The following is a 22,134-nucleotide window of genomic DNA, read 5'->3' on the forward strand; positions in this document are numbered from 1 at the left end:
TTCCTACGGGATTATTAGCTGATAAAGCCACTGTGGCGAACCTACAGTGGCTTTTTTAATCGATAAAGTACGTGTTCGGCAAGAGGATGGTCATGAGGTAATAAGGGATGCATAAAGTTTGAGGTATCTTTCGTCATACCTAGCTTCTTCATCACACCTTCTGATGGGGTATTGGTTACTGTTGTAAAAGCCACTAATTCATCAAGATGTAATTGTTCAAATGCAAATTTAATCACTTCCCTAGCGGCTTCAGTGGTATAGCCATAGCGCCAAAATTTAGGAAGTAAGCGCCACCCTAGCTCTACACAAGGTGAAAAAGGCAATTGTGCTGTTGGAATATTTAAACCAACAAACCCAATAAATTCCCCTGATTCCTTTAATTCAATTTTCCAGAGACCCCAACCACCTTGCTCGGCAAATTTATCCATTACTGTCGTTAAGAATTGCGCATTTTGTTCTTTATTGAGAATAGAAGGAAAATATCGCATAACATCGGCAGAGCTATTGAGCTCATATAGCGAATTTATATCATTTTGTTCCCAGCCACTTAGTCGTAGACGAGAAGTTTCTAGCTTATATATTTTCATTATTGTCTGAGTCTCATATGTAATAGAGGAAAAGGATTTCCTTCCCCATCAATCTCTGAGCGAGCATATTGAACAAACCCCATATGTTGATAGAAGCCAACAGCTTGAGGATTCTGTTCATTGACATCAAGTTCATTAATGCCAAGCTGAGTAATTGCATATTGCAAAAGTTTTTTACCTATACCTATCCCTTGGTAATGAGGATCAATAAATAGCATTTCAAGGCGGTTTTCCCCAGTCCCTAAAAAACCCATTATTTTTTGCTGATTATCTAAAACGATAAAAATAGAAAGGTGAGGTAGATATTGTTCTCTAATAGGTTTTTTCAGCGCTTTTATATTTTCTTCGGGTAAAAAATGATGAGTAGCTCTAACGGAGGCTTCCCACACGTGAATAATTTCATCGTAATGTGATGCGCTGGCGGGTTGTATATTCATGACATTCTATCCTTGTTTGAAGGAAATATCTTAATTTATGAGTGAATAATGTCAATATTTGATGACTATTTAGCTTTAGCAAAATTTTGGGATATTACTCTCAGAAAAAAAAGATAACTTCTTCATTATTAGAAGATATGTTTCTGAATTTTTTATAAGCACTATACTTTGTTGGACATTGAAGCTTATTCATAACTCTTTCAATATTTCTATAAATTCGATATCTCTATAAATAATGGTAGGAGTAGGTTGATGAAATTTAAAATGCTAACAGTTTGTTTATCGGCGGCATTATTAACACCGATGGCCCCTGTATTGGCGAATACCGACAATGCTAAAAATATGGAGTTAAACCAAGTTTTAGTATTGAGTCGCCATAATTTACGTACTCCTATCGTGAATACGGGGATCTTGAGTGAGATAACGAATAAAAAGTGGCCGGGATGGGATGCTCAAAGTGGCTATTTAACAACCAAGGGTGGTGCGTTAGAAGTTTATATGGGCCATTATTTTAGGGAGTGGTTGGACAGTAAAAAACTGTTTGCAGATGAACTTTGTCCTACCAGTAGTGATGATATTTATGTTTATTCAAATAGTCTGCAACGGACTATTGCAACGGCACAATTTTTTAGCGTCGGCGCATTTCCCGGTTGTAAGGTAAATATTCATCACAAACCCGAAATTGGTAAGATGGATCCAGTATTTAATCCGATTGTGACAAATGGTTCTCCAGAATTTAAAAAGCAAGCGATTGCTGCGATGGAAGCGCATTTAAAAGGTTTGAATTTAAAATCAGGCTATGAAGAACTGGATAGCGTGCTGAATATTAAAGATTCCAAAAAATGCACTACTGAGAAACTGTGCAATCTAGCGACGCCTAAAAATAGTTTTATTATTGAAGAAGATAAAGAGCCAGGAGTGAGCGGTCCATTGAAGATGGCGAATTCAGCGGTTGATGCGATTGACTTACAATATTATGAAGGTTTTCCAAGCCAAGATGTTGCTTGGGGCTTAGTGAATACTGATGATAAATGGAAAAAGCTGAATACCCTGAAAAATGGTTACCAAGAAACGTTATTTTCACCAAAAATTATTGCTAAAAATGTGGCCCATCCTCTATTAAATTATATGAATAAAGGCTTTGTTTCAGTCAATAAAGGTGAGACGGCTAAATTCATTCTGTTAGTCGGACATGATTCTAATATTGCCTCTGTACTTTCAGCGATGGATTTTAAACCTTATCAGCTACCAGAGCAGTACGAACACACACCGATTGGCGGAAAGTTAGTCTTCCAACGCTGGACGGATAAACAAGACGCCAAAGACTATGTGAAAATTGAATATGTTTATCAATCTTCTGACCAGTTGAGGGATACGGCTTATTTATCACTCGAAACACCGCCGAAGCATGTCACACTCGAGCTGAAAAATTGCCCAATTGATAAAAATGGTTATTGTGCATGGGAAGATTTTGAAAAAGTCATGAAATCAGCACTGAGTCAGTAATCGTTATTTAGGCTGAAAATTTAACTTCAAAGTAGATAGCTCACTGTATGTGGGCTATTTTATGTTTGAGTAGGGGTAAAAAACCCTGCCCAGAAGAGCAGGGTGTGAAAATTCACGAAAATGTTTATGAGCCTCTAATTTACCTTAAAAATTGGTGATTAGGGGTTATAAATTGTATGGTTTTACCTTTTAGTGTAACAAACATTTAAGGTAAACCTCATAGAGGTTAAATGAGTTTTTTGTTTTGTGAAAAATAAAAAAACAAATTAACGCACTACGAAAACACTGGTTTTAGCATAGCGAACTACAGAGGCTGCGTTCGATCCAAGTAAATAAGTCGACATACTTGGTCGACGAGAGCCAAGAAGAATCACATCTGCTTTAATGTCTTCTGCCATGGCTAAAATTTCATCTTTAACGGAGCCAATAGTTGCCGTTGCTTGCACTTTATCCGCAGGAACAGAAAATAACTTAATTTTCTCGTTTAATTCATTAAGGATAATTTCAATCTGTTTTTGGTCATCCGGAAAATCACTTGGCAAAATGGTGCCGCCATAGCGTAGATAATTTGAAATAGGGGCTGTAACGGCAAGAAAATGCACTGTGGCATTATTCATTTTTTGCATCGCGTTAACATGAGGAACTAACATTTGAGTGAGCGCGTCTTCGGTAACATCAATAGGAACTAAAATTGTATTGTACATAAATTCTCCTTTTTTCTTTTATATTATAAGTTTAGTTCATTTCAATCAGTTTTTAAATTGATTGTTAATAAATTAATAGTAGAGCATTTTCGTGCCAAATGATGTGAGCGAGAATACGCTATTGATGATTTTAAAAGGGAATATGTGAAGTATAAACGATAACTTTATACTCAGAAGTTATCGTTTATCAGAATAAAATAAAGGGATTATTTTTTCGAACAAACGTCTTTTAGTCCACCCTTGCAGGCCTTTTCTATATACTCAGTACCTAGCTTTTCATTAAAGTCTGTTCCTTCCCCATTTTGGAGCATTTTCCCAACTTGATATTGAGCGGGAGGGAATTTTTTTTCAGCGGCTTTTTGGAACCATTCAAAGGCGGTAATATAGTTTTGTTTAACACCAACACCTTGATAGTAAAATTGCCCCATATAATTCATGGCTTCAACATTCCCTTTGCTGGCGGACTTTTCAATCCACCCATAGGCAGTTTCAAAATTGGCTTCAACCCCGTTACCATTAAGGTACATATCTCCCAAAAATAACTGGGCATCTGCATTACCTTTGTTTGCTGCCATGGTTAGCCATTTTTTTGCTTTAGGGTAATCTTGCTTAATTTCATTTCCTAAATAATAGCCAATTCCCAACATGACTTGAGCTTTTAAATCACCTTTTTGAGCTTGTTGCTCCACAAGTTTAATCGTTTCTGGTGGTACAGCAGCAAGACTTAAATTAATGGAGAAAAAAAAGAGAAATATAAATGTGATTATCCGCAACATGGTTTTTTTCGTCTTAAGTTGGTCATGAATATCCCTATTTCAAGATAAGCTCGAAACAGCATAACTGAAAAATTAATGACTCTTTATAACCCTTAAAGAATAAAGATACTCTACTGGCATATCGAGCAAATATCAATATCTTGCCAAAAATACAAACTATTTGAGTGAGTTACACATCTTATGGATGTTATAAAAAATACTAATTTTGTCGACATAACATAACAACAATTTTAATTTCAATAAATTAGATTAATCGGATAGGTATCGACTTTCCTTTAGATAAAAACTTGGGAATTAAATATTATATATAAAATACAGGTAGTGAATAATTTCAAAATTTTACAATTTTAGAACAAAATACAGAGTTATTAGTAATAACTGTACTTGGAATTATGCTTTCTTGTGATGTTTAGCACGAAATAAATAATCAATTGTTGGAATTGTTAATAAGGATTTTTAGAGATTTAAATTATTTATATAATATAAATCAAATAGTTGCATATATATTAAAGGTAAACTCCTACTAAGCGTTATTTATGTCGTTGGATAGAGATATTTCCGTCTTAATGCTCTTTTAATAGAAAAATATTCTCCAAATGTGGGGTTTTGTAGGCTAATAAAGAGATAATCTTTCTCCTGTATTTCCTCTATGATGACTTCATGATAATAGCCTGCAAATAATTAAGGTTATTGAAATAAATAACCACTTAAATCGCATCTAAAACAATAAATTTTATCATTAAGGCGTTCAACAATATTAAGTGAGTAATTATGGCAACGATTCCTACGATAGATAATCTTAACGACAAAAAAGGCTCTACCGCAGCATCACGAGCAGGAATGACTGACGAACAATGGCGTGTGGCAACGAAGTTTGATGGTACGGATGTAGGTTGGGTGATCATGAGTATCGGTATGGCTATTGGGGCTGGTATTGTATTTCTTCCTGTACAGGTCGGGCTAATGGGACTGTGGGTTTTCTTGCTCTCTTCGGTTGTCGGTTATCCTGCAATGTATTTATTTCAGCGACTATTTATTAATACGCTGGCTGAGTCTCCAGAATGTAAAGACTACCCTAGTGTGATCAGTGGGTATTTAGGCAAAAACTGGGGAATGCTTTTAGGGGCTCTTTATTTTGTCATGCTAGTGATTTGGATGTTTGTTTATTCCACTGCAATTACCAATGATAGTGCCTCTTATTTTCAAACTTTCGGTGTCACTGAGGGATTATTATCGGATAGCCCTTGGTATGGATTAGTTTTAATTTGCATTTTGGTTGCCATTTCTTCTCGTGGGGAAAAGTTACTATTTAAACTATCCAGTTTTATGGTTCTAACCAAATTATTTGTCGTCGCGGCTCTGGGGATTTCCATGGTCGGAATGTGGCATCTTTATAATGCGGGGTCGTTACCGCCGGTTGGACGCTTGTTCAAGGAAGCAATTATTACACTGCCTTTTACATTAACCTCAATTTTGTTTATTCAAACCTTGAGTCCAATGGTTATTTCATTTCGTAGCCAAAATGTGAATCGTGAAGTTGCGCGTTATAAAGCGTTGCGAGCAATGAATATTGCGTTTGTTATTCTATTTTGCACGGTATTTTTCTATGCAGTTTCCTTCACGCTAGCAATGGGGCATGAAGAGGCAGTGAAAGCTTATGAGCAGAATATTTCTGCTTTGGCTATCGCTGCAAAATTCTTCCCTGGTGGATGGGTTACGGTTGTTAGCGTAATGCTGAATATTTTTGCAGTCATGACGGCATTCTTTGGGGTTTACTTAGGCTTCCGTGAAGCCACTCAAGGGATTGTGATGAACATTCTTCAGCGCATGATGCCAGTTGAGCGCATTAATGAGACATGGGTAAAAAACGGTATCATGGTATTTGCCGTGCTACTGGCTTGGGGGGCGATTATTCTTAACGCACCCGTTCTCAGTTTTACATCAATTTGTAGCCCAATTTTTGGTATGGTTGGTTGTTTAATTCCCGCTTACTTGGTGTATAAAGTGCCAATGTTACACAAATATAAAGGCATCTCTTTATATTTGATTATTTTCACTGGAATTTTATTGTGCATCTCGCCATTCTTAGCGTTTGCCTAATTTGTGAGAAATAAAACGATAATATGCGCTCAATGTTGGATAATTGGGCGCATATTTTTATTTTACCTAACTAGATAGTTTTATAGGCAAATGGAGGGGAAAATTTTACTGCTCAAATAACGGGGTTGGTTTACCATTATCATCGATAGCGACAAAATTGAATTGTCCGTGAATCACTTCTTCACGCCCTTCGGCATACATATCTTCTAAAAAGATAGAAACATTAACAGTAAGGCTAGTTCTGCCTACTCGAATAACTTCACCCACTAATTCAACAATGGTGCCTGATGGAATCGGATGCGTAAAATTGATTTTTTCTGTAGAAACCGTCACGAGTCTTTTACGACAAAAACGTGTCGCAGTAATAAAGGAAACTTCATCCATCCATGCTAATGCAGTCCCACCAAATAAAGTGCTGTGGTGGTTTGTGGTGGTTGGAAATACAACTTTAGATACGTGGGTTACAGATTGTTCAATTTTTTGCTTGATGACATCATCAACGTCAGAACTCATATTTAAACCTTACTTTCTTTGAATTATCACTATTTAAAAACTTGAATCAGTAAAAATAATTACTTACCGGAACATTAATGCACATATTATTAATGTTGCGAATAAGTGTAATCTTGATCACAAATAAATACAGTAATTAATCAAACGTGAATCGTTCCGGCTAAAAAGAGTGTTGCTTTTCCCGTCAATTTGACGCGACTTTGGTCAACCAGACAGTCTATTTTTCCACCTCGTGCAGAAATTTGGTGACCAATTAATGCATTTTTTTGTAGTCGTTTAGCCCAAATTGGTGCGATAGCACAGTGGGATGTCCCTGTCACCGGATCCTCATTTACCCCTTTTGCAGGTGCAAAATAACGAGAAACAAAGTCAGCTTGGTCATCATGATTTTTGGCCGTGATCGTCAGGCCGGGTAATGGAAGCTGTGCAAGTTGAGCCATATTAGGTTGGCAATCTTGAACTTGTTCGGGTGAGTCGACAAAGCAGAGATAGCGATCTTTGGCTATCCACAATTCAGAAATAGGTGTATTCAGGATTGTCGATAATTGTGGATACTCGACCAAATCAACATGTTGGCTCTCTAAAATGGGGAAGTCGAGTGTAAAACTATCTTGATGTTTATGAACAGTGAGCTCACCGGATAGGGATTGAAATATGATGGGGTTAGTTGGGTGCCCTCTGAATTTATTTAAAATAAATGCTGCGGCTAAGGTCGCATGTCCACATAACTTAACTTCAACAACCGGTGTAAACCAACGAATATGCTCGTCCACCAAAAAAGCCGTTTCTGGCAAGTTAATTTCTGCAGCAATTGCAATTAACCTTTCATCAGGAAGCCATTCATCCAATAAAACCACCGCAGCAGGATTACCGTGAAATAGCCTATCAGTAAATGCATCGACATAATAAATTGGAATAGAAAGCGTTTTCATGGTGAGAAATCCTTGTTAGGTCTTTGAGTGAGGTTTGATAAAAATTGAGGATGAGTATAGCGGGAATTTAAACCAAGAGGAGTGTCGGCTCAATAATTTTTAATCACTTATTGAGCCGAGCAATTTTGCGTTAATTACTTCGCTTTAGCGTCGTTTTTATCTGCATTCTGTAGCATTTTTCTGACAGGGATAATCAGAGCGGCTAGCACGATAGCACAGATAACAAGAGCAATAGAGACGTGAGAGAATAAATCAGGCATTGAATCTAATTGGTCTTTACGGATATTTCCGCCCATGATCCCCGCGGCTAAGTTACCAAGTGCGCTTGCACAGAACCATAATCCCATAACCTGACCGCGCATTTTCTGTGGTGCGAGTAAAGTCATGGTTGCCAATCCGATAGGGCTTAAGCAGAGCTCACCTAACGTCAGTAATAAGATACTGCCCACTAACCAGAATGGAGAAACACCAGATTGAGTTGCCAGTACTTGGTTAGCAGCAACCATCATAATAGCGAAACCACCCGCGGCGAACAGAATACCAATAACGAATTTGGTCATGCTGCTTGGATTCATATTGCGCTTGGCTAATGAAGGCCAGAACCAGCTAAAGATTGGTGCTAATAGAATGATAAACAAGGCGTTGATTGACTGGAACCAAATCGTAGGGATTTCAAAATCACCCCATTGACGATCAGTATAATCACGGGCAAAGATATTGAACGAGGTTGGTTTTTGCTCAAATGCGGACCAGAAGAAAGCAGCTGCTACTAATAGAATTAAACAGGCCAGTAAGCGGGAGCGCTCACTACTGTTTAAACCTGCGCAGAAGAACATAAAGATAAAGTAGATACCCACACACGTTGAAATGATGTAAGCCGAGCTTTTGGCTATGACGGTTGGGTTGAACGGGATGGTTCCGTTAGTGATTAACGTGACAAGAACCGCCAGTGCAGCCAACGCAAGTGTTACCCATTTACCCACATTTTTACGCTGTACAGTAGGGTGATTCCATGTGGAGTCTAAACCCACTTCTTTATCATAACGACGCATTTGTGGAATGGCATAGAAGCGGAAAATCAGTAGGGCGATAACCATACCTAGGCCACCTAAACCGAAACCTAAGTGCCAGCCGTATTTTTCATGGAGTGGACCAATAATTAATGGGGCAATAAATGAGCCCATATTGATACCCATGTAGAACAGCGAGAAACCGCCATCACGACGAGTATCTTCTTTCTTATATAGAGTTCCTACCATCACGGTGATACAGGTTTTAAACAGACCTGTACCTAATACAATCAGTAATAAACCAACGAAGAAGAAGGTATTAGTAAATACGGCAGATAAAGCGATGGATAAATGACCGAATGCAATGATCAGTGAGCCATACCAAACTGCGCGGCGTTGGCCTAGCCAGTTATCGGCTAACCAGCCACCCGGTAATGAAGTGATATAAACACCACCAGCAAAGATACCGACAATAGCGGAGGCTTGATCAATCGGAAGCCCCATACCGCCTTGTAATAAGGCTGCGCTCATAAACAGGATAAGAAGGGGACGAACGCCATAGAAAGAAAAACGTTCCCACATTTCTGTGAGGAAAAGCGAACTTAGCGGGTAAGGATGCCCGAAAAAGGTTTTAGTTTTAGTCGCAGAATGACTCATGTGTAAACTCCAATACATGTTGTCTTGTGAGGTTGTGCCTGATTGTGTACATAGAGTAGAAAGCTCAAGTACTATTGTTTTGATATGTTAATGCAGTGTTGCAAACATATTTTCGGCATACATTATTATAAAATGGCTTATAAGCAGAATGAATTTATTGTAAAAAAGTTACTTTTAAGATGAATATTCGATGTAACTCTCATTTCTTACTATAAGATTGGGAAGGATAACGGATTTTGATTGACATTAAAAGAATGTTTTCTGAATCGATTAAGTTAATTAAAAACATGGAGTTATAAAAGTCTTTTGTGGGTTATAAACTTTTCGTTTAAAAGATAATAAAAAGTTATGTTTATGCATGGGGATCATACTTAATCGCTACTCTTCAGATGAGGTTGCTCTAAGCCCATCAGATTGCCTTTTTATGACTATCCAAGAGTAAATAAAATTGAAAAGAACTAAGGCTGCCGTAAAGAAAAATACGGCTCTAAATCCATAGGTTGCAGCAACAAATGACCCCATTAATGGTCCGGTTACATTTCCTACATCCCGTAGAGCTTGGTTATAACTAAATATCCGTCCAGTGACTTGGTGGGATATATTATAAATAATTAAGATTTGTACTGCGGGCAAGAGTGCCGCATTAAGAGCGCCGAGTACAAAACGTAATGCCCCTAATTCCCAGTAGTTACTGACCAATCCCATAGGAAATAGGACAAAAATGGAGGCGGCCAGTACCGCGAGTAATACTCGGTCTGGACCTATTCGGTCACTTAACTTCCCTAATAATGGCGCGCTAATCAGTGCGGCGACACCAGGAACTGAGGCAATGATCCCACTAATAAGCGCAAGGTTATCATGGGATTCGGCAAGCTCTCTAACGTACAGAGTGAGTACTGGATTGATTGAACCAATCGACGCCTGAATAATCATGGTGGTAAAAAAGAGGCTGATCACGAGATTTTTATTACGTAATGAAGCAAATACTTGTTTTCCCGTTAATGCATCTTTACGAGATACTGGGGTAAAGCGTTCGCGAACATAGAATAGGGTAACGAAAAAGCAGATAAACAATACGCTGGCGGTGATAAAAAACACAGGGCGCAAGCCATATTGGTCAGCGAGTAATCCACCAATTAAAGGACCGATAAGAGCACCACTTACCGCACCTGTTGCCAATATCCCCATTGCCCAACCACTTTTATTGACAGGAACTTGGGTGGCGATTAATGCATTGGCATTAGGGACAAATCCGCCTAATAAACCTAGCAAAGCGCGCAATGCTAGGAGTTGCCAAATATTCTGGGCAAAACCAATCAAAACCATCACAATCGCCATACCGAGTGCAGAGCGTAATAGCATGAGCTTACGGCCTTTACGGTCAGATAAACGCCCCCAGAATGGCGCCGCAATGGCAGAGAATAAAAAAGTGATACTAAAAACAGCACCTGTCCACAGGCTAAGAGATGCGTGGTCAGTAATGCCCAGCTCTTCGATATAAAGGGGAAGGAACGGCATGATTAGGCTAAAGGCTGCACCCGTTAAAAAGCAGCCGAACCAGACGACATATAGGTTGCGTATCCAATATGTGTTTTTTTTCATGCTCTCCCTTCATACTTCGCGCCGCAGCGTTGTTGGCTGCACAATCTAATCCTAGTCACATACTTTTGTATGCTCCTAGGTCTTATCTTGCTAGCCGCCTAGCTGCAACACGAATTATTTTGGGAGTACCCGTAGAGACTTCGCGCCGCAGCGTTGTTGGCTGCACAATCTAATCCTAGTCACAGACTTTTGTATGCTCCTAGGTCTTATCTTGCTAGCCGCCTAGCTGCAACACGAATTATTTTGGGAGTACCCGTAGAGACTTCGCGCTGCAGCGTTGTTGGCTGCACAATCTAATCCTAGTCACAGACTTTTGTATGCTCCTAGGTCTTATCTTGCTAGCCGCCTAGCTGCAACACGAATTATTTTGGGAATGCTCCGTTGATACTTCGCGCCGCAGCGTTGTTGGCTGCACAATCTAATCCTAGTCACATACTTTTGTATGCTCCTAGGTCTTATCTTGCTAGCCGCCTAGCTGCAACACGAATTATTTTGGGAGTACCCGTAGAGACTTCGCGCTGCAGCGTTGTTGGCTGCACAATCTAATCCTAGTCACAGACTTTTGTATGCTCCTAGGTCTTATCTTGCTAGCCGCCTAGCTGCAACACGAATTATTTTGGGGGAATTTTTACTTTATTTTCGTGTAACAGCCTAACGGTGATGAATTTTATCTAAATCGCCATATAAAGAGGGTTCCCCTTTAGGGCGAGTTTTAAACCGGCGGTGGAGCCACATATATTGTTCAGGAGCACGTAAAATCTCTTGCTCAATGACCTTGTTCATCATTGCTGCGGTTGCAACATTATCATCAACAGGGAAATCATCGATTGCGGGTTGAATATGTAATTCATAACCTTTTCCATCAGGTAAGCGATGGGCTGCAAATGGAACGACTAAAGCATTTCCGTGTTTGATTAACATGGCAGAACCATTGGTGGTTGCAGCGTGTTTTACGGCAAACAAGGGGACAAATGAACTATTTCGTGGGCCATAATCATGATCAGGTGCGTACCAGAGGACTTCGCCTTCAGTCAGTACCCTAATCATGCTTTTGACATCGCGGCGACCAATCATATATTTATTGGATTTCAAACGCCCGCGGGTTTGCAGCCAATCCATCAACTTATTGTCATTTGGACGGTAAACACCAATTCCTGGGTTATGCATACCAAAGGCACGTCCTGCAATCTCCAAGGTCAAAAAATGTACGCCAAGTACAATGACCCCACGGCCTGTAGCTTGAGCGGCACGCATATTTTCTAATCCGATGATTTTGAACCAACGGCGGATACGCCAATCAGGCCAGAACCAGGCCATTGCTGTTTCAAAAACGCCCATACCCACAGATTCAAAGTTCTTATCGATGTATTCTTGGCGCTGTTGCAAGCTCATATCCGGAAAGCATAATTGCAGATTACGATCCGCGATTTGTACGCGTTCTTTTAAGAATCGTTTAGAAAAACGCCCTAAACGAATACCGATCCAATAAATAACGGGATAAGGCAGCAGAACAAGAACATATAAAATGCCAATGCCTAGCCAAATTAGCCAGTAACGAGGGTGCAATAAGCTTTTGTTAAATTTTGGTGCTTGTATCATTGTTTTATATTTCTACCTAGTTGTATTCAATAGGAAAATAAACTCTTATTGAGGGTAATTATACCAAATTATTCATTGAATAACTGAGCTGATTGCAAAGTGCTCATCAATTCAGCAAGATTTCTGACCGCCATTTTTTCCATCACTCGGGAACGATGAACTTCTACAGTGCGTACAGACACACACGCAACATCTGCAAATTCCCGGTTGATCAATCCCTGAAGCACATAGCGACAAACATCTCTTTCTTTAGGCGTCAGAGTGTTATATCGCTGTTTCACTAAATAATCTTCAGTGGCTTTAATGGTGCGTATACGCGCTTGTTCAAGGGTTTGGGCAAGTTGTTGGCTATCAATGGGTTTCTGTAAGAAATCAATAGCACCAAATTTGACTTGCTCCACGGCCATTGGAATATCCCCATGACCAGAAAGAAAAATAACAGCGAGTGTACTTTGTTGTTCCTTGAGATATTGATGGATTTGACGACCATCTAATTTCGGCATCCGCATATCTAGCAATACAACGCCTTCCTCATGGAGAGGAGCATGGTGGATGAATTGTTCGCTGTCATTCCATACCGTGACAGTATAGCCTAATGTTTCGAGTAAAAATTGACAGGAATCAGTGACATCAGTGTCATCATCGACAAGGTGAATAACGGGCATCAACCATACCTCGAGGCTTGTTTAATATACATATTAATTGTTCGCATAGCATTGTCACATATAGTTATTGGGAATGTTATCATTTGTGTGGCAAAACATGCGCTATTTCCGCTTATTACGGATATTTAAAAATTAACGTCACATACAAACCATTGACGCCATCTTCATTAAGCTGATTTTCAATACGAATATCACCACCTTGGCTTTGAATTAACCGTTGGCAAATCACTAACCCTAACCCCAATCCACCCTGCTTTGTGGTAGCAAACGGTGTGATCCCTTGATTGAGTTGCTCAATTGGCATCCCACCAGCATCATCGTGTAAAACTAATAAAAAACGGTTTTCTGCAAAGTGAAAATTAAAGCGTAAATGATGAGCTCCCGCTTGCAGACTATTACTGATCAGATTTGATAGCAGTTGGTCGAGTAAGGTTTCAGGAAGATTAAGTTGAACATCCGGTGTTTCGGGGAGGGATAGCTGAGCCTGTGGATAATGTTGTTCGACCTGCAACAATTGCCATATATGATTAATAGTTTGTTTAACAGATTGTTGACGAAAGTTGAGTGTGGATTCTTGTCCCGGCTTTCCAGCCCATAAACGTAGATTACGAATGATATCGGCACCACGTTGAGCTTGTTCGTCAATTTTACCAATAGCCCCAATGAGCGGATGCGTTTCGGATTCTTTTTTCAATCGTAAAATGGAACCTTGAGCATAGTTGCGAATGGCCGACAAAGGTTGGTTAAGCTCATGAGCAAATCCAGAGGCCATTTCACCTAATATATTCAGTCGCTGGGCTTTTTGTAGATTCGCTTCTTGTTGGCGTAATCGGTTATGTGCCACTTCGAGCTGCCGACTACGACGTCGAACCAGAAAGGCAATCCAAACGTGATTAATACCAAGCAATAAAAAGACCAATGCAATAATACCAATGGTGATTTGGTGTTGGATAACCCAGCTCACCACATCTTGCCAAATTTCCCGTTGCTGGGGATGCTGATTGACGTCCCGTAATAAATTTTCGACTTGAGTCATCGAGGCTGGAGCCCCCCAACGCATATTCGAATTATCGTCGGAAAGTAAGGTCTTCGTGACTTTATCCACTAAATTATCAGGCACTTCACTTAATGCAGCAAATGACCAATTGGGGTATAGCTCGGTACTCGTCAAACATGGCAGGGAGCTCTCTTTTTGCAGTAATGGACGAAACTGATTTTTATCAATCAGCCCTTCGCTGTCCATATTTTCCAATAAGCAAACAGGCACAATGGTCGCAGAGAGTGAATTATCCCGCAGGGCATACAGCAAGGCGTCAGCAGGGAAGCCTAAAAATTGCATCCGAAAATCTTTTTCGGTGTCATATCCCATATCGCGCAGAACTTTATAACCCAACAAATACCCACCAAACGCATCGGGTGAAATAGCGCCCACCTTTTTACCTATGAGTTGATCCGCCGTATGAATATCGCTGTCTTTGCGTACCAATATCAGGCTGCCAATGACATTGCGAGTTGTACTGTTGGGTTCAACATCTGAACGTAATGAGAGTAACCAACGTAAGTGATAGCGGTTATCTAACTGAATAAATTGCGCAGGATTAGTCAGAAGAAAATCGATTTTGCGATTGAAGATAGCGTCTTTCATCTCTTCAAGGTTTAGCGGCTGGAGAGTGAAGCTTTCACCGGGGATGGATTCGTTTAACGTATCAATTAAGGGTTGCCAGTGTAATTGCGTAAAACTGGGGCCACGAAGAGCAAGTACGCCGATTGTCCATTGTGCGGCACTCGCTGGTATACACCATATCAGCAGTGTCATTAAAAGTATGTGATACAACGGCATAGACGATTTTTTTAACATATAGGGTTTATTCGTTGCGTTAGATCAATATCGCCTCGGGTATGTGGTAAACCACAATAGGGGCGCAGCGGTTTTCTTCTTACACTGGCTTCAGTGAAGTACAAGATAACACAGCGATTTTAAAGAGAAATAAGAATTTTGCAGTGACCAAATATAGGCAGCAGTAAGTTGCCAATAAAGTCTGAAAAACCAATAACATATTGATTATTAACTTTTATTTTCGCATAAGCAATGTCAATGCTGGAGCCAATTATGGATCTGAGTAAACGAAAATTCCTACAACAAATAGGGGCAGTGACTGCCGGCGCATCCTTGATCCCGATCGCCGAAGCGGGTCTAAGCTTCTCCCCAACTCGCCGAGAAGGTAACCCAGAGAAACGCTACGGAATGCTGATTGATCTGCGCCGTTGCGTAGGTTGCCAATCCTGTACAGTTAGTTGTTCCGTTGAGAACCAAACTCCGCAGGGTGAATTTAGGACTACTGTTAGCCAATATCAAGTTTCATTAAAAGGGAATGAGGGCTATACCAACGTTCTGCTCCCGCGGTTATGTAACCATTGTGATAACCCACCTTGTGTGCCTGTCTGTCCAGTTCAAGCGACCTATCAACGTGAAGATGGCATTGTCGTTGTGGATAATGAACGCTGCGTAGGTTGTGCCTATTGTGTACAAGCTTGCCCATACGATGCGCGCTTTATTAACCATTCTACACAAACTGCGGATAAATGTACTTTCTGCGCTCACCGCTTAGAAGTTGGATTATTACCGGCTTGCGTTGAATCTTGTGTCGGTGGGGCACGTATTATCGGTGATTTAAAAGATCCGAATAGCACTATTCGCAAGATGCTCAGCGAGCACGAAGCACAAATTAAAGTCTTAAAACCAGAAAGCGGCACGTTACCACAGGTGTTTTATCTCGGTCTAGATGATGCGTTTGTGGAACCTTTACAAGGTAAAGGGCAACCGGCGTTATGGCAGGAGGTATTCTGATGAGCGAGCAAGTGACTTATATTTCAGAAATTATGGCTCAACCGCAAGAATTTTTCTGGCTTCCTTGGGCGGTACAGTATTTCTTCTTTATTGGTATTGCGGCTTGCGCTGTGCTCTACGCTTGTTATTTGCATTGGCAGAACAAAAGCGAAAACGGACGTTTAGAAATGATCTCGGTGTTTATTGCTATCACTATGGGGATCACGGCGCCGCTAGCGTTAACCGCTGATTTGCACCAAACCGCACGTGTTTGGCATTTCTATGCACATCCAACTGTCTGGTCTTGGATGTGGTGGGGATCGGTATTATTGCCATTATTTACCGCATTTGTGGGGCTCTATTTTGTAGCGTTGCTAGTCAAGCTGATTTGGAAAAAAGAGTATAAAGCGACACGTTGGGTTGCACTCTTAAGTGCATTATCAGCACTGGGATTATTGCTGTATACCGGTCGTGAGGCATCTGTCCTTATTGCTCGTCCAATTTGGTTTAGCTGGTGGATACCGGTATTAATGTTCTTGAGTGCGATGCAAGTATTGCCAGCATTAGTTGCTCTGGGGGCACGTCGCGAACCTCAGTATCAAAATCGATTAGCCCGTTTCCAAGCGATCACATTGTTGCTATTTGCGGTTTGTTTTGCACTGTGGTTATCCGGTGATACCACGTCAGGGATTGCGGTTCGTCAGCAGCTCGATGTTGCTAGCCCAGGCTGGTGGATGTTGATGGGCGTTTGTGCGCTATGGGTTATCACGTTTGTGATGGCTGCGAGTAACTTAAAAATCAGACGTTCAGTGGCTTACATTACTATTTTAGCGGTGGTTTCTATGGCATTAGCGTGGACGCTACGTTGGATTTTCCTGATGGAAGTTCAAGCGGTGCCAAAATATAACATCATCACTAATCCATACCATTTCCCATTAGGTGATGATGGGTTACTGGCGATAATCGGTACATTTGGATTGTGGATTGCTTTAACAATTATTATTCGCGAAGGTGTTCGCTGGTTTGCGGGGAGAGTGCAACATGGCTAAATTCTCAAGACGTCAATGGCTTAAAGGTGGTTTAGTTGTCGGTGGTCTGGCTCTGTTCGGTGCAAGCTATCGTGAAGTAGCTAAACGTGCGGTCGATGGTTTAGTGGATGGCACCTCCGGCAAAGTGACACTTAGCCCAATTAACGGTAACTCGCTCATTCCTGAAGGAAATGCGATTGGTGGCTGGAAAGAAAATCCTGACCAAGTTGTGGCAATGACTCAATGTTTTGGTTGTTGGACTCAGTGTGGTATCCGTGCTCGTGTCGATACGGCAAAAAATGAAGTCTTACGAATTGCAGGCAACCCGTATCATCCGTTATCCCAAGAAAAGCATTTCCCATATGGTATGCCACTAACCACCGCGTTTGAAAAAATGAGTGGTGAAAGTGGATTAGAGAATCGCTCAACGGCCTGTGCTCGTGGTGCAACGCTAATGGAAGGCTTAACCAGCCCATTACGTATTCTTGAGCCAATGAAGCGTGTTGGTAAGCGTGGGGAAGGTAAATGGGAACGTATAAGCTTCGAACAGCTCATTAAAGAAGTTACTGAGGGGGGGGATTTATTTGGTGAAGGGCATGTTGATGGCTTAAGAGCGATTCGTGACCTCGAAACACCTTTAGATCCTTCTCAACCTAAATTAGGCCCAAAAGCAAACCAATTATTAGTGACTAATGCGGGTGATGACGGGCGTGACGGCTTTATCCGTCGTTTCGCTCAAAATGCGTTTGGTAGTAAAAACTTTGGAGCTCACGGTTCTTACTGCGGTCTTGCATACCGAGCGGGTTCTGGAGCATTGATGGATGACTTGGACAAGAATGCCCACGTCAAACCCGATTGGGATAATACCCGTTTTGCACTGTTTTTAGGCACATCGCCAGCTCAGTCAGGCAACCCATTCAAACGTCAAGGTCGTCAGTTAGCGAGTGCGCGGTTACGTGATTCTTTTAACTACGTGGTGGTATCACCCGCTCTGCCGTTAACAACGACATTGGCGAATGACCACGGTCACTGGGTGCCTGTGCAACCGGGAACGGATGCAGCATTAGTGATGGGAATGATCCGCTGGATTATTGAAAATAAGCGCTATAACGCAGCTTATCTCAGTGTTCCTAGTGAAAAGTCCATGGAAGCCGCTGGCGAGAAAAGCTGGACGAATGCGACCCATTTAGTGATTACGGATGATGAACATCCATTAGCAGGAAATTTATTGCAACAGACTCATCTCACGGGTGTTCCAAGTGAAGATGAAGAGAAGAAATTTTATCTGGTGCAAGATGCTTCTGGTGAGCTGAAGCTGGCGGATGAGGTGACAAATGCTGAGTTATTTGTCACACGCCAAGTGACTTTACATGATGGCAGTGAAGTGACGGTAAAATCCAGCTTCCAATGCTTGAAAGAAGCCGCTGACCGCATGACTCTCGAAGAGTATAGCCAGCGTTGCCAAGTACCCGTTAAAACGATTCAATCACTGGGTAAGGCATTAACGTCTTATGATAGAAAAGCGGCGGTTATTTCTCATGGCGGCATGATGAGTGGTAACGGCTTTTATACCGCTTGGTCCGTCATTATGTTGAATGCATTAATTGGTAACCTGAACCTGAAAGGGGGCGTTTCCGTTGGTGGCGGTAAATTTAATGGGGAAAATGATGGTCCTCGTTACAATATTTCTGGCTACAAAGGGAAGGTAAAACCTAAAGGTGTTGTGTTATCTCGCAGTAATGAAGTCTATGAAAAATCAGATGAATTTAAAGCTAGAATTGCTGCAGGTGAAAAACCGTATCCAGCCAAAGCCCCTTGGTATCCGTTTGCTAAAGGCCAATTAACTGAGCAGTTAGCCTCAGCTTTACTGGGCTATCCGTATCCATTGAAAGCTTGGATCACTAACATGACCAACCCTGTCTATGGTATTGCGGGTATTCGTCAGGTCATGGAAGAGAAACTGAAAGATCCAAAACATCTGCCACTGATTATTGGTATCGATGCCTTTATGAATGAAACCACCGCATTGGCGGATTATATCGTGCCAGATACCCATAACTTTGAAAGTTGGGGATTTAGCGCACCATGGTCTGGTGTGCAGGTGAAAGCCAGTACGGCTCGTTGGCCGATTGTGAGTTCACGTACAGCGAAAACAGCAGATGGGCAGCCGATTTCAATGGAAGCATTTTGTATCGCGGTTGCTAAGCAGCTTAATCTACCGGGCTTTGGTGATAATGTGATTGCCGATATGGATGGCAACATGTATCCATTAAATACCGCAGAAGATTATTATCTACGCGTAGCGGCAAACATGGCATGGCTAGGTGAAAAGCCAGTTCCTGAAGCTGCGACAGAAGATATTCAAATTAGCGGTGTAGCTCGAATCATGCCTGAAATTACTCGAGTCCTGAAACCGGAAGAAGTACGCCGAGTCGCTTATATCTTTACGCGTGGTGGTCGTTTTGCGCCGTATGAGAAATCATGGGATGGAGAGGCAACGGGTCCACAATGGAAAAAAGGATTACAGATCTGGAACCCAACGGTTGCAATTAACCGTCATGCCATTACAGGGGAGCGTTATAGTGGATGTCCAACCTACTATCCACCACGTATGGCAAATGGAGAAGATGTGAATGTGGTCTTCCCAGTGAAAGAATGGCCATTGAAAATGATGTCGTTTAAATCCCATGTCATGAGTAGTTCGACCACGATGATTGAGCGTTTACGTCATGTAAAACCAACAAATTTAGTCGCTATCCACCCAGATGATGCGGCGAAAATGGGGGTTAAGCACGGAGATTGGATCAAGATAACTACGCCAGGTGGTCATGGTGAAGCTCAAGTTAGTGTACTTGATGGTGTAATGCCAGGGGTTCTGGCTGTTGAGCATGGTTATGGTCATACCGAAATGGGCGCCAAACAACATTATTTGAATGGCGAACCTATGCCAATGAATGCGGCAAATGGTTCAGGGATTAACTTAAACGATTTAGGTTTTGCTGACCCAACTCGTGAAGTTGCCAATACATGGCTTGACTGGGTATCAGGTGCATCGGTGAGACAAGGTTTACCCGCACGTATTGAGCGAATTAGCTAATTCAAGTTTTGTTCAGTGAAGTTGTAAGTTGGTATGTAGTAAAAGTAGTAAGTGCAGTAAAGAGATTGCAAACCTATCCCGTTCTGCATAGCGGGATAGGGAACGCTTTCTCTGTTGTAAGCAGTTGACATTGCGCATATACGATGTAGCTAACCATCGTAACTTCGGCAAGTGCCTGGGAGGGGGAACCCTCCCTTTTTTATATTCCTCATATTTTAATCACATCAAATTATCATTTCGATACGTTCTCTAAACAATACCCCTTCAAATAAAAGGTTTTTTATTAACATAATAAAGGTGATAATAATCACAATTTACTCGCCAATACGCGATGAATGAAAACTCAAATTTAATATCAATGCGTTACAAAGGGAAAACGAACACCATGCCAGTGTTACATAACCAAGTCTCAAACAAAGTTCTGAAAGAACGTATGTTGGCAGAAACAGAGCCACGCACGACAATATCTTTTTATAAGTATTTTAATATTCAAGATCCTGTTGCTTTTCGTCATCAATGGTATCAACAGTTCCAAGCATTGAATGTTTTTGGTCGCGTATATATTGCGAAAGAGGGCATTAATGCTCAAATTAGTGTTCCTGCCTCTAATGTGGATGCCTTGCGCGAATTGATCTACAGCACAGACCCACGATTAGATAATTTACGCTTAAATATTGCTATTGATGATGACGGTAAATCGTTTTGGGTTTTACGGATGAAAGTGCGCGATCGCGTTGTTGCTGATGGGATTGAGGATGAAACATTTAATCCTGAGAATACAGGGCAATACCTGAAAGCGCACGAAGTGAATGAGATGATCGACGATCCAAATACGATTTTCGTTGATATGCGCAATCACTATGAGTATGAAGTAGGGCATTTTGAGAATGCGCTAGAAGTGCCGTCAGATACTTTTAGAGAGCAATTGCCAATGGCTGTTGAAATGCTACAGGATCAAAAAGATAAAAACGTGGTGATGTATTGCACGGGCGGTATTCGTTGTGAAAAAGCGAGCGCTTACATGCTGCATAATGGTTTCCAGAATGTTTATCATGTTGAAGGTGGCGTTATCGAATACGCCCGTAAAGCAAAGGAACAGGGATTACCGCTGCGCTTTAAAGGCAAAAACTTTGTTTTTGATAATCGGATGGGAGAGCGCATTACTGATGATACACTCGCGCACTGCCATCAATGTGGTGAGCTTTGCGACACACATACGAATTGCAAAAATGATGGTTGCCATCTGCTATTTATCCAGTGCCCAAGTTGTGCTGAAAAATATGAAGGGTGCTGTAGCGTTGAATGTACGGAAGAAATGAAACTCCCTGAAGATGAACAACGCTCTCGTCGTGCTGGACGTGAAGTCAGTAATAAAATATTTAATAAGTCGCGTCACCGCTTATCAGATGGATTATTAAATAGTCATAAATAATTTTTTTGATTGATAAGAAAGCCCTTTCAAAGGGCTTTCTTTTAATAAAGATATTTAAAAACATTATAAATAAAGAATAATTCAATTCTATTCTTCACGAAAACTTTAGACGTAATGTGCCGCTTTTGTGAGTATACGGTGCTATTACTGATCCCGAGCTTTCTGGATATAATATGATTCGGCGTTTCATTCATCCAGTTATTAATTATGTTTTGTTCTTTTATAGTGAAAATAGATGAGTCATTATTATTAGCAAGCTTAGTGATTTTTTCTATTTGTTCTGAATCATTAATGACTTTATCAAGTGTTTTGGCTATTATTTTCTTTGACATTATAAAGAAATTATCTTTAAGTAACAGAGGGTTATCTGTTAATGGATAAGCGGCATTAATATAAATATAAAATCTAATACTACTCGATGAATTTAATAGTGCTTTAAGTAATGGGCAATAACTAGAGTAGTGGCAGTAATAGGTTAAATTAACCAGAACAATACTGGGTGAATTATTTTTCACAAATTCAATACCATCTTTAATGCACCCTGTACTAATGAATTCTAATTTTTTATTAGAAGATAAATATTCAGTGATACCAAGGCGGGTATAATAACACTCATCAATGACTAATATTCTCATAGGGAACATCCTTGTCCGAAAAGAGCA

At 40.8% G+C, this 22,134-nt stretch carries 18 protein-coding genes; 6 read left to right on the forward strand and 12 right to left on the reverse strand.

Annotated elements, in window-relative coordinates:
• Positions 1-41 precede the first annotated feature (41 nt).
• Together EL244_RS06275 and EL244_RS06280 are read right to left on the reverse strand one after the other, a co-directional pair.
• Complete coding sequence (locus EL244_RS06275; protein ID WP_006813524.1) at positions 42-587, reverse strand: GNAT family N-acetyltransferase; 546 nt, start codon at positions 585-587, stop codon at positions 42-44.
• Positions 587-1,024: an acetyltransferase gene (locus EL244_RS06280; RefSeq protein ID WP_126459542.1), complete on the reverse strand. Its 438-nt coding sequence runs from the start codon at positions 1,022-1,024 to the stop codon at positions 587-589. Before EL244_RS06280 ends, EL244_RS06275 begins: the two co-directional genes overlap by 1 nt.
• Before the next feature lie 252 nt (positions 1,025-1,276).
• On the opposite strand from EL244_RS06280, the gene agp reads away from it, so the two are divergent.
• Positions 1,277-2,530, forward strand: coding sequence for a bifunctional glucose-1-phosphatase/inositol phosphatase (agp, locus tag EL244_RS06285; RefSeq protein WP_126459545.1), 1,254 nt, complete (start codon positions 1,277-1,279; stop codon positions 2,528-2,530).
• Positions 2,531-2,796: 266 nt separating this feature from the next.
• On the opposite strand, the gene EL244_RS06290 is transcribed toward agp, so the two are convergent.
• Complete coding sequence (locus EL244_RS06290) at positions 2,797-3,234, reverse strand: universal stress protein (protein ID WP_006813521.1); 438 nt, start codon at positions 3,232-3,234, stop codon at positions 2,797-2,799.
• Positions 3,235-3,440: 206 nt separating this feature from the next.
• A complete protein-coding gene (locus tag EL244_RS06295; protein ID WP_232004566.1) occupies positions 3,441-3,923 on the reverse strand; it encodes a tetratricopeptide repeat protein in 483 nt (160 codons plus the stop codon).
• A gap of 858 nt (positions 3,924-4,781) precedes the next feature.
• On the opposite strand from EL244_RS06295, the gene EL244_RS06300 reads away from it, so the two are divergent.
• On the forward strand, positions 4,782-6,110 hold the full coding sequence (locus EL244_RS06300; RefSeq protein WP_006813519.1) for an SLC5/6 family protein: 1,329 nt from the start codon (positions 4,782-4,784) through the stop codon (positions 6,108-6,110).
• A 105-nt stretch (positions 6,111-6,215) separates the two neighbouring features.
• Here EL244_RS06300 and EL244_RS06305 read toward each other — a convergent pair whose 3' ends face one another.
• The 7 genes from EL244_RS06305 to ttrS all read right to left on the reverse strand — a co-directional run bounded on the left by EL244_RS06305 (position 6,216) and on the right by ttrS (position 14,946).
• Positions 6,216-6,623 (reverse strand): acyl-CoA thioesterase, encoded by a 408-nt coding sequence (locus EL244_RS06305; RefSeq protein ID WP_006813518.1) that lies wholly within the window; start codon positions 6,621-6,623, stop codon positions 6,216-6,218.
• 140 nt (positions 6,624-6,763) lie between these two features.
• Positions 6,764-7,555: a PhzF family phenazine biosynthesis protein gene (locus tag EL244_RS06310; protein ID WP_126459550.1), complete on the reverse strand. Its 792-nt coding sequence runs from the start codon at positions 7,553-7,555 to the stop codon at positions 6,764-6,766.
• A 134-nt stretch (positions 7,556-7,689) separates the two neighbouring features.
• On the reverse strand, positions 7,690-9,222 hold the full coding sequence (locus tag EL244_RS06315) for a peptide MFS transporter (RefSeq protein ID WP_006813516.1): 1,533 nt from the start codon (positions 9,220-9,222) through the stop codon (positions 7,690-7,692).
• Between the two features lie 378 nt (positions 9,223-9,600).
• A complete protein-coding gene (gene mdtG, locus EL244_RS06320) occupies positions 9,601-10,824 on the reverse strand; it encodes a multidrug efflux MFS transporter MdtG (RefSeq protein WP_126459552.1) in 1,224 nt (407 codons plus the stop codon).
• 651 nt (positions 10,825-11,475) lie between these two features.
• A complete protein-coding gene (locus EL244_RS06325) occupies positions 11,476-12,423 on the reverse strand; it encodes a Kdo(2)-lipid IV(A) acyltransferase (RefSeq protein WP_112836529.1) in 948 nt (315 codons plus the stop codon).
• A gap of 68 nt (positions 12,424-12,491) precedes the next feature.
• The gene (gene ttrR, locus EL244_RS06330; RefSeq protein WP_126459555.1) at positions 12,492-13,088 is read right to left on the reverse strand and encodes a tetrathionate respiration response regulator TtrR; all 597 of its coding nucleotides are present in this window, start codon (positions 13,086-13,088) and stop codon (positions 12,492-12,494) included.
• Between the two features lie 115 nt (positions 13,089-13,203).
• The gene (ttrS, locus tag EL244_RS06335; protein ID WP_039854289.1) at positions 13,204-14,946 is read right to left on the reverse strand and encodes a tetrathionate respiration histidine kinase TtrS; all 1,743 of its coding nucleotides are present in this window, start codon (positions 14,944-14,946) and stop codon (positions 13,204-13,206) included.
• Between the two features lie 252 nt (positions 14,947-15,198).
• Here ttrS and ttrB point away from each other — a divergent pair, with 252 nt between their 5' ends.
• From ttrB to trhO, 4 genes are all read left to right on the forward strand, one after another.
• Entirely contained in the window at positions 15,199-15,936 is a 738-nt protein-coding gene (ttrB, locus tag EL244_RS06340; protein ID WP_039854287.1) for a tetrathionate reductase subunit TtrB, read from the forward strand.
• On the forward strand, positions 15,918-16,964 hold the full coding sequence (ttrC, locus tag EL244_RS06345; RefSeq protein ID WP_006813509.1) for a tetrathionate reductase subunit TtrC: 1,047 nt from the start codon (positions 15,918-15,920) through the stop codon (positions 16,962-16,964). The genes ttrB and ttrC overlap by 19 nt, the downstream gene beginning before the upstream one ends.
• On the forward strand, positions 16,957-20,040 hold the full coding sequence (gene ttrA, locus EL244_RS06350; RefSeq protein WP_126459558.1) for a tetrathionate reductase subunit TtrA: 3,084 nt from the start codon (positions 16,957-16,959) through the stop codon (positions 20,038-20,040). Before ttrC ends, ttrA begins: the two co-directional genes overlap by 8 nt.
• A 385-nt stretch (positions 20,041-20,425) precedes the next feature.
• The gene (gene trhO, locus EL244_RS06355; RefSeq protein ID WP_039854447.1) at positions 20,426-21,472 is read left to right on the forward strand and encodes an oxygen-dependent tRNA uridine(34) hydroxylase TrhO; all 1,047 of its coding nucleotides are present in this window, start codon (positions 20,426-20,428) and stop codon (positions 21,470-21,472) included.
• 41 nt (positions 21,473-21,513) lie between these two features.
• On the opposite strand, the gene EL244_RS17990 is transcribed toward trhO, so the two are convergent.
• Complete coding sequence (locus EL244_RS17990) at positions 21,514-22,107, reverse strand: LuxR C-terminal-related transcriptional regulator (RefSeq protein WP_230084887.1); 594 nt, start codon at positions 22,105-22,107, stop codon at positions 21,514-21,516.
• Positions 22,108-22,134 lie beyond the last annotated feature (27 nt).

The organism is Providencia rustigianii, assembly GCF_900637755.1.
Classification (GTDB): Bacteria; Pseudomonadota; Gammaproteobacteria; order Enterobacterales; family Enterobacteriaceae; genus Providencia; species Providencia rustigianii.